General features: G+C 60.4%; 9 protein-coding genes, 1 other RNA gene and 1 pseudogene. All 11 read right to left on the reverse strand.

Features of this window, described 5'->3' with window-relative positions; all coding sequences use genetic code 11:
• Positions 1-25 precede the first annotated feature (25 nt).
• Positions 26-3,193 carry an efflux RND transporter permease subunit gene (locus NMD14_11685; GenBank protein ID XEI31453.1) on the reverse strand — a complete coding sequence of 1,056 codons (3,168 nt, stop codon included), beginning with the start codon at positions 3,191-3,193 and terminating at the stop codon, positions 26-28.
• A gap of 76 nt (positions 3,194-3,269) precedes the next feature.
• A pseudogene (locus tag NMD14_11690) lies at positions 3,270-4,382 on the reverse strand (efflux RND transporter periplasmic adaptor subunit).
• A 443-nt stretch (positions 4,383-4,825) separates the two neighbouring features.
• Complete coding sequence (locus tag NMD14_11695; protein ID XEI31454.1) at positions 4,826-5,503, reverse strand: phage integrase N-terminal SAM-like domain-containing protein; 678 nt, start codon at positions 5,501-5,503, stop codon at positions 4,826-4,828.
• Between the two features lie 84 nt (positions 5,504-5,587).
• An RNA gene (gene ffs, locus NMD14_11700) (signal recognition particle sRNA small type) lies at positions 5,588-5,684 on the reverse strand.
• Positions 5,685-5,786: 102 nt separating this feature from the next.
• Positions 5,787-6,575 carry a sulfite exporter TauE/SafE family protein gene (locus NMD14_11705; GenBank protein XEI31455.1) on the reverse strand — a complete coding sequence of 263 codons (789 nt, stop codon included), beginning with the start codon at positions 6,573-6,575 and terminating at the stop codon, positions 5,787-5,789.
• Positions 6,576-6,665: 90 nt separating this feature from the next.
• Positions 6,666-8,102: an arginine-ornithine antiporter gene (gene arcD, locus NMD14_11710; GenBank protein ID XEI31456.1), complete on the reverse strand. Its 1,437-nt coding sequence runs from the start codon at positions 8,100-8,102 to the stop codon at positions 6,666-6,668.
• Positions 8,103-8,460: 358 nt separating this feature from the next.
• The gene (locus NMD14_11715) at positions 8,461-9,222 is read right to left on the reverse strand and encodes an SDR family oxidoreductase (GenBank protein ID XEI31457.1); all 762 of its coding nucleotides are present in this window, start codon (positions 9,220-9,222) and stop codon (positions 8,461-8,463) included.
• Between the two features lie 71 nt (positions 9,223-9,293).
• Positions 9,294-10,214: a 3-hydroxyisobutyrate dehydrogenase gene (gene mmsB / locus NMD14_11720; protein XEI31458.1), complete on the reverse strand. Its 921-nt coding sequence runs from the start codon at positions 10,212-10,214 to the stop codon at positions 9,294-9,296.
• Between the two features lie 51 nt (positions 10,215-10,265).
• Positions 10,266-11,378, reverse strand: coding sequence for an enoyl-CoA hydratase/isomerase family protein (locus tag NMD14_11725; GenBank protein ID XEI31459.1), 1,113 nt, complete (start codon positions 11,376-11,378; stop codon positions 10,266-10,268).
• The gene (locus NMD14_11730) at positions 11,371-12,168 is read right to left on the reverse strand and encodes an enoyl-CoA hydratase (protein XEI31460.1); all 798 of its coding nucleotides are present in this window, start codon (positions 12,166-12,168) and stop codon (positions 11,371-11,373) included. Before NMD14_11730 ends, NMD14_11725 begins: the two co-directional genes overlap by 8 nt.
• A gap of 139 nt (positions 12,169-12,307) precedes the next feature.
• Positions 12,308-13,465, reverse strand: coding sequence for an acyl-CoA dehydrogenase family protein (locus NMD14_11735; GenBank protein XEI31461.1), 1,158 nt, complete (start codon positions 13,463-13,465; stop codon positions 12,308-12,310).
• Positions 13,466-13,509 lie beyond the last annotated feature (44 nt).

A 13,509-nucleotide genomic window follows, 5' to 3' on the forward strand; every position in this document is an offset into this window, starting at 1 on the left:
AAAAGAGGTTGGCATGCGCCCGGCATCAGAGCGGATCGCCCACGAAGGTCGACTCACCATGCTGGACCAAGGGCCGGCCGGAGAGTTTACGCAGCGCCACGTAGAACACCGGGGTCAGGAACAGGCCAAACAGCGTCACCCCCAGCATCCCGGCAAAGACCGTGATACCGGTCACCGAGCGCACTTCCGCTCCGGCCCCCGTGGAGAGCACCAACGGGATCGTGCCGGCAATAAAGGCAATGGATGTCATCACAATCGGTCGTAACCGCAGCCGGCATGCCTGCAAGGCGGACTCCACGATGCCGCGGCCGTTCATCTCCAGCTCACGGGCAAACTCGACGATCAGGATGGCGTTCTTGCACGCCAGTCCCATCAGCACCACCAGCCCCACCTGCACGAAGACGTTGTTATCGCCACCGGTTATCCAGACCCCGAACAGCGCCGAGAGCAGCGTCATCGGCACAATCAGGATCACCGCCAGCGGCAGGGTCCAACTTTCATACAGCGCCGCCAGTACCAGGAACACCAGCAAAATTGCCACCGGGAAGACGATAAAGGCAGCATTGCCCTGAGTGGCCTGCTGATAGCTCAAGTCCGTCCACTCTGTGGTCATCCCCACCGGCAATACCTGCCCGGCGATAGCGGTCAGCTTGCCCATCACCTGCGCCGACGAGAGCATGCGTGGATCGGCTTCACCGGCCAGATCGGCGGCCGGATAACCGTTAAAGCGCAGCACCGGGTCCGGACCGAAGGTCTCCTTGATGGTCACCATCGAGCCGATCGGTACCATCTCACCGCGCGCATTGCGGGTTTGCAGCTTGCCGATGTCCTCGACGCTATCGCGAAACACCCCGTCCGCCTGCGCAATCACCTGCCAGGTGCGACCAAACTGGTTGAAGTCGTTGACATAGGTCGAGCCCAGGTAGGTCTGCAGGGTGTCGAACAGCTCGGTCAGCGCGACCCCTTGCGCCTTGGCTTTGACGCGATCCACATGGGCATCGAGTTGCGGCACGTTGGCCTGATAACTGGTGATGGGGTATGCCATGCCCGGTGTCTGGACTACGGTCCCTTGCATCGCCTGCACCGCTTCTTGCAGTTTGCCGTAACCGAAATTGCCACGGTCTTCGATAAACATCTGATAGCCGTTACCGCTACCCAGCCCCAGGATCGGCGGCGGCATCATCGAGAAGGCAAAGCCCTCTTGCAGGCCGGCGATCTTCTGGTTTATCTCGGCATTGATCTGGGCGGCAGTGCGGCCATTACGCTCGGCAAACGGCTTGAGCGGGATGAACGCCACCCCGGTGTTGGGCGTATTGGTGAACTGCAGCGCATTAAGACCCGGGAACGAAATGGTATGCGCCACCCCGTCGGTCTCTTGTGCAATCTGGGCGACCTTGCGCAGCATCGCGTCAGTGCGGGCAATCGACGAGCCTTCCGGCAGCTTTACCCCGGCGATCAGGTAGAGCTTGTCCTGGGTCGGGATAAATCCTGGCGGCACCAATTTGAACATCACTCCGGTCGCGCCGAGCAGCAGGGCATACACCACAAACACGGCGCCACGGCGGCCCAGGATGCGGGAGATGCTGCGCTCATAGCGCTCGGAGCTCGTCTTGAAGGCCCGATTAAACGGACGGAACAGCCAACCGAACAGGGTGTCAATCAGTCGGCTCGGGCCATCTTTGGGCGCATCGTGCGGTTTGAGCAGACGGGCGGCCAGCGCCGGCGACAGAGTCAAGGAGTTGATGGCCGAGATCACGGTCGAGATGGCGATGGTGACGGCGAACTGCTTGTAGAACTGGCCGGTAACACCGGACAAAAACGCCATCGGCACAAACACGGCGCACAACACCAGCGCAATCGCAATGATAGGCCCGGAGACTTCGCGCATCGCCTGGTGCGCTGCGGCAATCGGCGTGAGCCCCTCTTCGATATTACGCTCGACGTTCTCCACCACCACGATGGCATCGTCCACCACAATGCCGATGGCGAGCACCAGACCGAACAGGCTCAAGGTGTTGATGGAAAAGCCCAGCACATACAGCGCTGCAAAGGTTCCCACCACCGACACCGGCACCGCGATCAGCGGAATGATTGAAGCGCGCCAGGTCTGCAGGAACAGGATCACCACCAGCACCACCAGCAACACTGCTTCAAGCAGGGTGTGGACCACGGCGCTGATTGAGTCGCGCACAAAGATGGTGGTGTCGTAGACCGCTTCATACTTCACATCAGACGGGAAGGTCTTCTGCATCTCGTCCATGGCATGGATGACCGCATCACGGATCTCGAGCGCATTGGCACCCGGCGACTGGAAGATACCGATACCGACCGCATTTTTGCCATCAAGCTGGGAGCGCAGGGTGTAGTCGCCAGCGCCAAGCTCAAGGCGGGCCACATCGGCCAGCCGCACCACTTCGCCGTTATCGCCGTTTTTCAGCACGATATCGCCGAACTCCTGCTCGGTGCGCAGACGCCCCTGGGCGTTGATCAGCGTGAGGAACTGGCTGTTTGGCATCGGCTCGGCACCCAGTTGGCCAGCCGACACCTGTACGTTCTGCTCGCGCATGGCGCTGACCACATCACTGGCCGTGAGACCCAGCGCGGCAATCTTGTCCGGGTCGAGCCAGGCGCGCATAGCATAGTCACCGCCACCGAACACCTGGGCATCACCCACCCCCGGGATCCGCGCCAGCGCATCTTTCACATGCAAACGCGCGTAGTTACGTAAATACAGGGTGTCGTACTTGCCGCCCGGCGAGGTCAAATGCACCACCATCAGAAAGGTCGGTGACTGCTTTTGGGTCGTCACGCCTTGGCGGCGTACATCTTCCGGCAAACGCGCCTGCGCCTGCGCCACGCGGTTTTGTACCTTGACGGCCGCCGCGTCAGGATCGGTGCCCGGGCGGAAGGTGATGGTCATCTGCAGCACGCCGTCAGAGCCGGCCACTGACTTGAAATACATCATGCCTTCGACGCCATTGATCGCCTCTTCCAGCGGCGTGGCCACGGTTTCGGCGATCACTTTGGGGTTGGCGCCCGGATAGACGGTTCGCACCACCACCGACGGGGGCACCACTTCCGGATACTCGCTCACCGGCAAGTTGGGAATGGTGATCAATCCCGCAGCGAAGATCACGATCGACAGCACCGCCGCAAAGATTGGCCGATCAATAAAGAAACGGGAAAAGTCCATGGAATAGGTCCTTAAACAGACTGTTCGAGAGTGACCGGGCGTGTCAGCACACGCGCAGCAATGGACAGGAGGGCGCTCATTTCACCGCCGCCGTGACTGCTGCCGCACCCTGCATCGGCACCTCTTTGGCGTTCACCGGCATGCCTGGCATGAACACTTTCTGATAGCCTTCGATGATCACGCGATCGCCGGCCACCAATCCTTTCTCGATGATGCGCAGCCCTTCTGCTTCTCGTCCCGGCACCACATCGCGGCGCTGGGCCTTGCCATCTTTATCGACCACATAGACATATTTGCGGTCTTGATCAGTGAGCAGCGCCTTGCCGTCGATCAGCAGCGCATCGGGAATGTGGCCACCTTGCAAGCGCACGCGGGCAAACAGACCGGGGGTCAAAAAGCGATCTTTGTTATCAAGAATGGCGCGAACGCGAAGGGTGCCGCTGCTGCGCTCCACCCGGTTGTCGAGAAAGTCGACCTCGCCGCTGTGGTGAAACCCCTCTTCGTTGGAGAGCCCAACCTGCACCGGGATCGTGGCGCTGTGGCCGCCAAGGCCAGTGCGGGCACGCTGGGTATATCGCAAGAAGGCATTCTCATCGATGTCGAAATAGGCATACATCTTGTCTTGCGATACCAAGGTGGTCAGCACGCTCGCCGTACCGTCTGCCGTGACCAGGTTGCCCTTGGTCACCAGCGCTCGCCCTGCCCGGCCGACGATCGGTGCGCGCACCTGGGTCCACGCCAGATTGAGTTTGGCCGTATCGACCGCAGCTTGAGCGGCCATCACATCGGCTTGGGCGGCTTTATCGGCAGCGTTACGCTGCTCCCACAGCTCGGTAGAAATGGCGTGTTGCGCGACCAGCACCTTGGCGCGGCGCGCTTCGTTGCGACTCTGGACTGCCACACTGGCCGCACGAGCGAGCTGTGCATTGGCCCGCGCCAGCTCGGCGCGGTAAGTGCGGGCGTCAATCGTGAACAGCACATCACCCTGTTTCACCTCCTGACCTTCCCGATAGTTCACGCTGTCGAGATAGCCGGATACCCGGGGACGCAGATCGACACTTTGAATGGCTTCAATGCGGCCACTGTATTCATCCCACTGGGTCACCGGCTTGACGACAACCTGCGCCGCGCTCACCTCGGGCGGAGCCATCGATACCGGGGCGGACTTGTCGTTGCAACCGGCCAGCAACAGGGTGCCCAAGGTAAGCATGACCAACAAAGGCGACTCGCTACGCCGCAAAATATGGAGGTTTTTCATATAGATGATTCCAATGGTGGAGCGGAAACAGGATGTACTATGGCAAACAGACGCCCAAACGAGACTTGAGTCACAGATTGAGCCAGAGCAGAACAATACAAGGGGCAACAAATAACCTATAGGCAGAACGCGCCAATCTACTTGCCAAACGCGCCACTCCGTTAAGATTGCGTTAATAGAAACTGCTGAGTAGCTAGAAAAGTAGGGGCGATTCAGGAGGGTCAAACCCCCTACACATGTTCAAAAAGAGTCTGAATTAATACCGGCGGAAGTGCGCTCTGTATCATAAACAAGACACCGGTTTGAAGCCGATGTCAGGTGATAACTAGAACTGTACAATTCCTGCACACTAGTTATTCAGCCGTTTTGAAACACTATGCTGAAGGTTCACTTTTGTTCCGTAGCGTATAGAGTGGAAGGCTATCGCGGCGATAGGGCTCCTGCCTTTTCGCCCATTGGATGAACCTCTGCCTCTCCTCCATCGTGTAACCACTTCTGGCCTTGGTCTCTTTGACCCGTTGTAACTTGAGCCCGGCGAAGTGGTTGATGACCCCCTCCTGATGGTTAGCCAGCCAGTTAAACAGCAGGGAGAGCTTCTGGAGATACTTGTTGATCGTCGTTGGGCTTTTGCCGGAGTTCAGCAGGTCCTCCTTGAACTTGACTACATCCGCTTTCCCATAGTCAGCGGCTGGTCTATCACCCAGTGCCTCGATAAAGGAACCGAGATAGTTTTTCTGGTTCTTTCGCTCTTTCGGTGCCCAGGAGAGGGCCTTCTCTTTCAGATAGCGGTCACTCAAGACCGACAGGAGCGGAGCACGCGGTTTGGTCGCCGGAGTCATCGGCTGGGATACTGATTGCTCATGTGGGGCAGCAGGCAACTGAATGGGCTTGGGTTTGGAACGCACACAGGCAAGCAGCTTCGCAACCGCTGCACGAGCCGTCAGCTTGTCTCGGGTATGCAGGGATTTTTTGATCTCTTTACGACGACCACAGGGGAGCGTGGTGACTTTCCGGTAATACCAGATGCCGTGGGGACTGAGCCAGAGATTCATCGATGAGCTCCTCGTCGTCCACACAAAGTGGATGACCAAGGGCGCTTGGAAGCTAACTTATTGAATTGCAGAAACAAGTGGTGGCCCTACCAGCCACATCCCGGCACTCGAGTCCCCCGCCTTGGCTGCTACCTTCCGGTCCTGACCAGGTTGACGGGTTATCAATGCGAGAGGACCAATAGGACCACCGGCGAGGAGAATAGGCAAACTAGCCTCTCAATGCAATGGCTTTCTGCCCTCGCTGGTGCTGTTCGCCTTATTTTTCAACAATCTGGCCAAGGGTTCAGCTAAACAGCATAAATTTGGCCCCCACCAGCAGCAGCAGCAGGGCAAATGCCTGCTTGAGGCGCTTTGGTGACAGGCGATGCGCCAGCTTGGCACCAATGCGGGCGAACTGGGTACTGGTCAGCACAATGCCCAGCAGAGCGGGCAGATAGATGTAGCCCACACTCCACTCGGGCAGATCGGCATGATGCCAACCCGCATAGAGGTAGCTCAGGCTCCCCGCCAGTGCGATGGGCATGCTGCAAGCCGCAGAGGCCGCCACGGCATTGCGCATTGGCACCGAGTTCCAGCTCAGGTAAGGGACGGTCAGCGAGCCACCGCCAATGCCAAACAGCGCCGACATCCAGCCGATAATGGTGCCAGCGATGCCGGTGCCGAGCGGCCCCGGCATATGGCGCTCAGCTTTGGGTTTGAGGTTGAGCCCCATCTGCAGCGCCATGCTCCAGGCGAAACAGCCGATGATGATATTGAGGGTGCTGGCACTGAGCAGATTGGCGGTCATACCGCCAAGCCAGCCCCCGATCAGCATGCCGGCGCCGAGTCGGCGGATCATCACCCAGTCGACGGCACCGGCCTCCTGGTGAGCCCGCAACGAGCTGAATCCGGTGAAGATCATGGTAAACAGCGAGGTGCCGAGGGCCAGATGGGTGATGATGTCCGGGTCGACGCCCTGGGCATGAAAGGTCATGACCAGCACGGGAACAATGATAAGACCGCCGCCGATCCCGAACAATCCCGCCAGCATACCGGCAAAGGCGCCCAGCAGCAGGTAACCCATAAACAGCATAAACATTCCTTCCGAGGCAATGCAGCGAACAAAGGGAGCACTGCACATAAAAAAAGAGATGGCCCAAGGGCCATCTCTTTATTGTGCCGATTAATTCAAGGGAATGGTACCGTCCATCACCTTGTAGAAGGCCAGCACGGCGCAACCGAGCAGGACCGCGGTCATCCCCTGCTCCAGCCGGTTAAGGCCACGCAGACCGTGATGCTGACGCGCCTTCCAGTGGATGAAGATGCCCGGGCTATAGAGCAGCGCCACCAGCAGCAGGTACTCGATCCCGGCAGCGTAGACCAGCCAGCAGCCGTAGACGGTCGCCATCAGGGCCAGCAGCAGGTCACGCTTGCGCTGATGCGGTTGACCCTCATAGGTCTCCCCTTTCAGCGCCAGCTTCAACCCGTAGGCACCGGAGAAAACGTAGGGTACCAGCGCCGCCGAGGTGGCGATGTTGACCAGCGCCAGATAGGTACTGCTCTGGAAGTAGATGATGATGAGGAACACTTGCACCAGACAGGTGGAGCACCACAGCGACACTTGCGGCGAGCCGTTCTTGTTCTCCTTGGCAAACCAGCCCGGGAACACGCCGGTCTTGCCTGCGATATAGGGCACTTCAGCGGCCAGCACGGTCCAGCTGAGCAGAGCTCCCATCACCGATACCACCAGACCGATGTTGATAAGCCAGGCACCCCAGGGGCCGACCACGGCTTCGAGGATCATGGCAGTCGAAGGGTTCTTGAGGGCAGCCAGTTGCGGCTGACTCATGACACCCAGCGAGAACAGGGTCACCATCACGTAGAGCGTCAGGGCCCCCAGCAGCGCCAGCACGGTGGCGCGGCCCACATCCTTGCGATGACGAGCACGGGCGGAGACCACCACGGCCCCTTCAATCCCGATAAAGACCCAGAGCGTCACCTTCATGGTGGACTTGACCTGATCCATCACGGAACCCAGCTCCATGTTGTTCTGGCCCCAGATATCCAGGGTGAAGGTATCCATGTTGAAGGCCAGCAGGATCGCGACACAGAAGACGATGAGCGGCACCATCTTGGCGATGGTAGTGACGATATTCACCAGTGCAGCAACCTGTACCCCGCGCAGCACCAGCGCATGGACCGACCAGATCAGGATGGATGCTAGGGTAATGGCGACCGGGGTATTGCCATCACCGAAGATGACGTTGTCCGGCGTATCGAAGAAGTAACTCAGGGCGCTGAATACCACGATGGCATAGGATACGTTGGCCAGCAGTTGGCAGAGCCAGTAACCCCAGGCCGCGTTGAATCCGATGAAATCGCCGAAACCGGCTTTGGCATAGCTGAAGATACCGCCATCGAGATCAGGGCGGCGCATGGAGAGGTTCTGATACACCAGCGCGAGACAGATCATGCCAAGACCGGTGATGGCCCAACCCAGGGCGACCGCCCCGGCACTGGCATGCGCAGCAATGTTTTGTGGCAGACTGAAGACCCCGGCGCCGACCATGGAGCCGATCACCAGCGAAATGAGGGCGCCCAGCCCTAGTTTCTTGTCCATCTCAATCCTGTTTATTTAGGCGGCGGCAGAGCGTCCGTATTCATACTGCGCGCAATATGGGAGGGGCTAGAAATCCTGACCCCTTGAAAAAGGCGGCAACTATATTGCATGACTATTCCGACCGCAATCCCTTGTCCCGTCAATCATGCACCGTCTTGACCGCGCGCAATTTTACAGCACTGACCCTGATGGCCTGTGAGCTGGCTCAAATTAACCAAGGCCCATTGATATTTCTCATTTTTCTGCCAACACAAACTGACTCACATGGTCCCCATGCATTCCCATTCAGCCCCTCTCTGTATCAATAACCTGCATAAAAAAGCCCCGGTGGAAACACCGGGGCCCATGGTGTCAATCGCTATAAACGCAAACCGCCATCCAGTTCTATCATCCGTCCCGACAGATAGTCGTTGGCAAGAATAAAGCTCACCGTCTCGGCCAGCTGTTGCGCCTCGCCAAGGGTGCCGACCGGAATGGCCTGCTGCATCCGCGCCATCGCCTCCGGCTTCATCGCCGCCGTCATGTCGGTGGCAAACACCCCGGGGGCAATCCCCATCACCCGAATGCCATGGCGCGCCAACTCCCGCGCCCAGGTCACCACCAGCGAGGCAACGCCCGCCTTGCTGGCGGCATAGTTGCTCTGGCCGATATTGCCAGCGCGAGCAATGGAGGAGATGTTGATGATAACGCCCCCCTGTCTCCCTTGCGCCATCAGCGCCGCCCCTTCGCGCCCGCAAAGGAAGGTGCCGGTGAGGTTGACGTCGATCACACTCTGCCACTGAGCCAGCGTCATCTTCTCCACCAGCTCACCCTCTTTCACCTTGATCAGCATGCCATCGCGCAGAATGCCGGCGCAATTGATGAGGCCATGCAGCCCGCCAAAGCGCCCCTTGATGGCGGTGAATGCGACTTCGACCTCGGCTTCGCTCGCGACATTGCAGACGAACAGGGCGCACTGGCCGTCACGGCTGCGTACTTCCGCCTCGGTCACCTCCAGATCGGTGCGGTTGACGTCGATAAGCGCAAGTTGTGCGCCCTGCTCCGCCAGACTCAGGGCGATGGCGCGGCCCAAGCCACGTCCGGCCCCGGTAATGGCAATGACTCTGTTATGAATGTCCATGAATGCTCCTGATGAGATGGCCGGTGACTGTCGAGTAAAAGACTATCGGGTAAAAAGGCGGATAGCGGCGCTTACCCCAGATCTGTGTTGTCCCGATAGAGCTCGAGGATGCTGGAAAAATCCTTGGACCCCTGCCCCTTCGCCGCATGCAGGTTGAACAGGTTGCGCGCCAGCGCCCCCATGGGCACCGCGCTGTGGCCATGCTCGGCCAGCGCCATGGCCAATCCCAAATCTTTCACCATCAGCCGGGTCATAAAGCCCCCCTGATAGTTGCGGGCGGCAGGCACATTCTCCATCACCCCGGGCCAGGGGTTATAACGCTCCAGACTCCAGTTGTTGCCGGAGCTCTTGCCCATGATGGTGGAGAGCACGGCCGGATCCAGCCCCTCCTTTACCCCGAGGGCCAGCGCCTCAGCCGTGCCCGCCATGTGGATCGCGAGCAGCATGTTATTGCACATCTTGGCGATCTGCCCGGCTCCCAGCGCCCCGGCGTGAAACAGGTTCTGCCCCATGCAGGCGAGCAGAGGGCTTGCTGCCTCGAAATCCGCCCCATCGCCGCCGACGATAAAGGTGAGCGTCCCCGCGGCCGCCCCGGCGACACCGCCAGAAACAGGGGCATCGATAAAGCGCAAGCCGTGCGCGCGGGCCGCCTCCCCGACCTGACGGGCCGAGTCAACATCGATGGTGGAGCAGTCGATCACCAGTGCGCCAACCGGCAGGGCCGCCAGCAGATCCTGCCCGCCTCGCTCACCGGCGCTCTCGCCCAGCCAGAGGCTGCGCACATGCTCCCCCGCAGGCAGCATGCTGATCACCACCTCGCAGTCGGCCACCGCCTCGCGGGCATCCCCCGCGGCGATGCAACCCGCAGCGATGGCACGCTCGACACTTTGGGCAACCAGATCAAACACCTGCACCGTATGCCCAGCCTTGGCCAGATTGGCCGCCATGGGGCCACCCATGTTGCCGAGCCCGATAAATCCTATCCTTGTCATCCCGCTTGCTCCTTGCGTTGCTGATGGCGGCGCCCGCCGGTTGCCAACATGCTATCCCTTGCAGGCCAATGGATTGCTCCCCTGTGGCCAGCGATAAAACTCATCCAGCCACTCCCCTTCCAAAGGCAACTGCTGCCAGCGGGGATCTTTATCCTTGTCGATCAGCAGTGCCCGCACCCCTTCCACAAAATCCCCCTTGAGCACGCAGTTAACCGAAAGTGTCAGCTCCTCGGCAAATACCTCGGCCAGGGAGTAGCGGCGAGCCTGCCAATATTGGCGCCACAAAATGGCGCGGCTGATGGGGCTGCCGGTGCGGCAAATCTGCTGCGCCTGCTGGAGCACCGCCTCCTGTTCATCGAAATGGGCGCTGAACAGCCGCGCCAATACTCCTTGCAGCGTGCGCCCCGCTAGCAGGGCATCGATTTTCTGGTGATGGGGTAGCAGCACAGGCGCAGGCAACCGGGCAGCCACCTCACCATGCAACCCCCTGAGCAGCAGATCGATCTGCTCACGGGGGTCACGGCTGGCAGCCCAGTCAAGCACGGCGAGGCGTGACAGCAGCGCACTGCGCTCACCACTGGCGATGGCGTGATCCGCCAACCCTACCCCAAGGGCATCGGCGCCATTGAAGCGGGCACCGGTCAGACCGAGCCAGAGCCCGAGCCGCCCTGGCATCCGGCTTAAAAACCAGCTCGCCCCCACGTCGGGGTAGAGGCCAATGGTCACCTCCGGCATGGCGAACAGGCTATTCTCTGTCACCACCCGAAAATCGGCGCCGGCAAACAGGCCAATACCGCCCCCCATGCAGATACCGTCCGCCACGCAGATCAGGGGCTTGCGATAACGGTGGATGTGGTGGTCGAGCCGATACTCCTGCTCGAAAAAATCGCGGGCATAACCAAACAGTTCCGCCTCACTCGCCTCCTGCTTGCGGTAATAGAAGGAGCGGATATCGCCACCGGCACAAAATGCCTTCTCACCCGCCCCCTGCAGCAGCACACAGACGATGGCAGGGTCCTGCTCCCAACGGGTCAGCGTCTGTTGCAGGATCTGGATCATCGGCAGGCTCAATGCGTTGAGAGACGCAGGACTGTCGAGAGTCAACACCCCGATCTGGTGACCATCAGCCGTCGAATGGGTCGCGCTACGTACTGGCTCACTCATGCGTTGCTCCATCCGGCTTTTGGTATTGCCAGTGCGGGGCGCGCTTTTCGAGAAACGCCGAGACCCCTTCCCGCTGGTTGGCATCGCGAAACAGTTCAAGGAAGAGACTTCGTTCGAGCGGCAAGGCCGCATCGCGCGGGCCACTGTGGCCCTGATTGATCAGGGTTTTGCAAGCGCGCAGGGCGCTCGGGCTCTGGCGCTCCACCAGATGGGCCATCTGATGCGCCGCCTCCCACGCCTGACCGGTTTTCACCACCGCCTCCACCAGCCCTATCTCGTAGGCCAGCGAGGCACTCACCTTCTCGCCGCAGAGGATCATCCGCTTGGCCCAGCCAGGCCCCACCAGTTCGGTCAAGCGCTGGGTGCCTCCCGCGCAGGGGAGCAATCCCACCGATGCCTCCGGCAGCCCCAGCAGCGCCTGTTGCTCGGCGATGCGGATATCACAGGCCAGCGCCACTTCCAGCCCGCCTCCCATGGCATAGCCATTGATGGCGGCGATGCTGACGCCGTGAAAACGGGCCAATGCCTCGAAGGCCTTGCCAAAGGCCTCGACCACCTGACGAGCCCGCTCGACATCCCCCTCGACAAACATATTGAGGTCGGCACCGGCGCAGAAAAATTTGTCGCCTGCACCGCGGATCACCAGCGCCACCACGTCGGGACGGCTGTCGAGCTCCACCATCATCTGCAAGAAAGCCTGCAAGCTGGCGAGGGTCCAGGTGTTGGCAGGCGGATGGTCGAGGGTGATATAGGCAACGTGGCCATGATATTCGAGTCTGATCCTTGTCATAACATTGTCCTTGTCGATGAAGCTGCAGCCATGATGACAGGCTTGAATGACACCAACCTGGGGCTGGCTCACAAAGCCGACTCTGGCATGGCATGGTGCAAGTCGAGTGGCAGGCCCCCCCCCTTGCTGCGACCAGCGGTTAGCCCAGCGACAAACCGGGATCAGCCAGCAGACGGCGCGCGATGATGAGTCGCATCACCTCGTTGGTGCCCTCCAGAATGCGGTGTACCCGGGTATCGCGCAGATAGCGCTCGAGCGGATACTCGCGGATATAACCATAGCCGCCAAAGAGTTGCAGAGCCTCATCGCAGACTCGATAACCCACATCGGTGGCAAAACGCTTGGCCATGGCACACCAGGCACTCTTGTCCGGGGCTCCGCGATCCAGCTTGTCGGCGGCCTGACGCACCAGCAAGCGGGCAGCCGCCAGCTCGGTCGCCATATCGGCCAGGCGAAACTGCACGCTCTGGAATTCGCTGATCGGGCGACCAAATTGCTGGCGCTGCTGCACATAGGCCAGCGCATCATCCAGCGCCTGTTGGGCGGTGCCCACCGAACAGGTGGCGATATTGATGCGCCCCCCATCGAGAGCCTGCATGGCGAATTTGAACCCTTCCCCCTCCTCACCCAGCCGGTAACTGGCGGGAATACGCACCCCGTTGAACGCTACCTCCCGGGTCGGCTGGCTGTTCCAGCCCAGCTTCTCTTCGGGCTTGCCATAGACGATGCCCACGCTGTCGGCCGGCACCATAAAGGCGGAGATCCCACTCGCCCCTTCCCCACCGGTACGGGCCATCACCACCAGCACATCGCTGCTGCCCGCCCCCGAGATAAAGACCTTGGTCCCTTCGATGAGGTAGCTGTCACCCTCGCGCACCGCCCGGGTCTTGAGGGCCGCCGCATCGGAGCCCGCCCCCGGCTCGGTGAGGCAATAGGAGCCCAGCAATTCGCCGCTGGCCAGTTTGGGCACCCACTGCTCGGCGACCTCCCTGGGCAACCAGCAGCCCAGCATCCAGCTCACCATGTTGTGGATAGTCAGATAGGCCGTGGTCGAGGTACAGCCCATGGCGAGGCGCTCGAAAATGAGGCTCGCATCGAGGCGAGGCAGCCCCAATCCGCCAAACTGCTCCGGGGTATAGAGACCACAAAAACCTAGCCCGGCCGCCTGCTTGATGGTCGGAATGGGAAACTCGTGTTCTTTATCCCAGCGCGCAGCATGGGGTTTGAGCGCATCGTCGGCAAAGGCGGCGGCCGCCTCCAGATACGCCTGTTGATCATCGGTCAGGGTAAAATCCATCTTGTCGTTCGCTCCCTTGTTGCCCCGCGCTTATTTTCCTGAGT

Source organism: Aeromonas veronii, assembly GCA_041319085.1.
Lineage (GTDB): Bacteria > Pseudomonadota > Gammaproteobacteria > Enterobacterales > Aeromonadaceae > Aeromonas > Aeromonas veronii_F.

Excerpts from the sequence above, each read along its gene's own strand:
- NMD14_11685 (XEI31453.1), bottom strand. The coding sequence starts at position 3,193 with ATGGACTTTTCCCGTTTCTTTATTGATCGGCCAATCTTTGCGGCGGTG.
- NMD14_11695 (XEI31454.1), bottom strand. The coding sequence starts at position 5,503 with ATGAATCTCTGGCTCAGTCCCCACGGCATCTGGTATTACCGGAAAGTC.
- NMD14_11705 (XEI31455.1), bottom strand. The coding sequence starts at position 6,575 with ATGCTGTTTATGGGTTACCTGCTGCTGGGCGCCTTTGCCGGTATGCTG.
- arcD (XEI31456.1), bottom strand. The coding sequence starts at position 8,102 with ATGGACAAGAAACTAGGGCTGGGCGCCCTCATTTCGCTGGTGATCGGC.
- NMD14_11715 (XEI31457.1), bottom strand. The coding sequence starts at position 9,222 with ATGGACATTCATAACAGAGTCATTGCCATTACCGGGGCCGGACGTGGC.
- mmsB (XEI31458.1), bottom strand. The coding sequence starts at position 10,214 with ATGACAAGGATAGGATTTATCGGGCTCGGCAACATGGGTGGCCCCATG.
- NMD14_11725 (XEI31459.1), bottom strand. The coding sequence starts at position 11,378 with ATGAGTGAGCCAGTACGTAGCGCGACCCATTCGACGGCTGATGGTCAC.
- NMD14_11730 (XEI31460.1), bottom strand. The coding sequence starts at position 12,168 with ATGACAAGGATCAGACTCGAATATCATGGCCACGTTGCCTATATCACC.
- NMD14_11735 (XEI31461.1), bottom strand. The coding sequence starts at position 13,465 with ATGGATTTTACCCTGACCGATGATCAACAGGCGTATCTGGAGGCGGCC.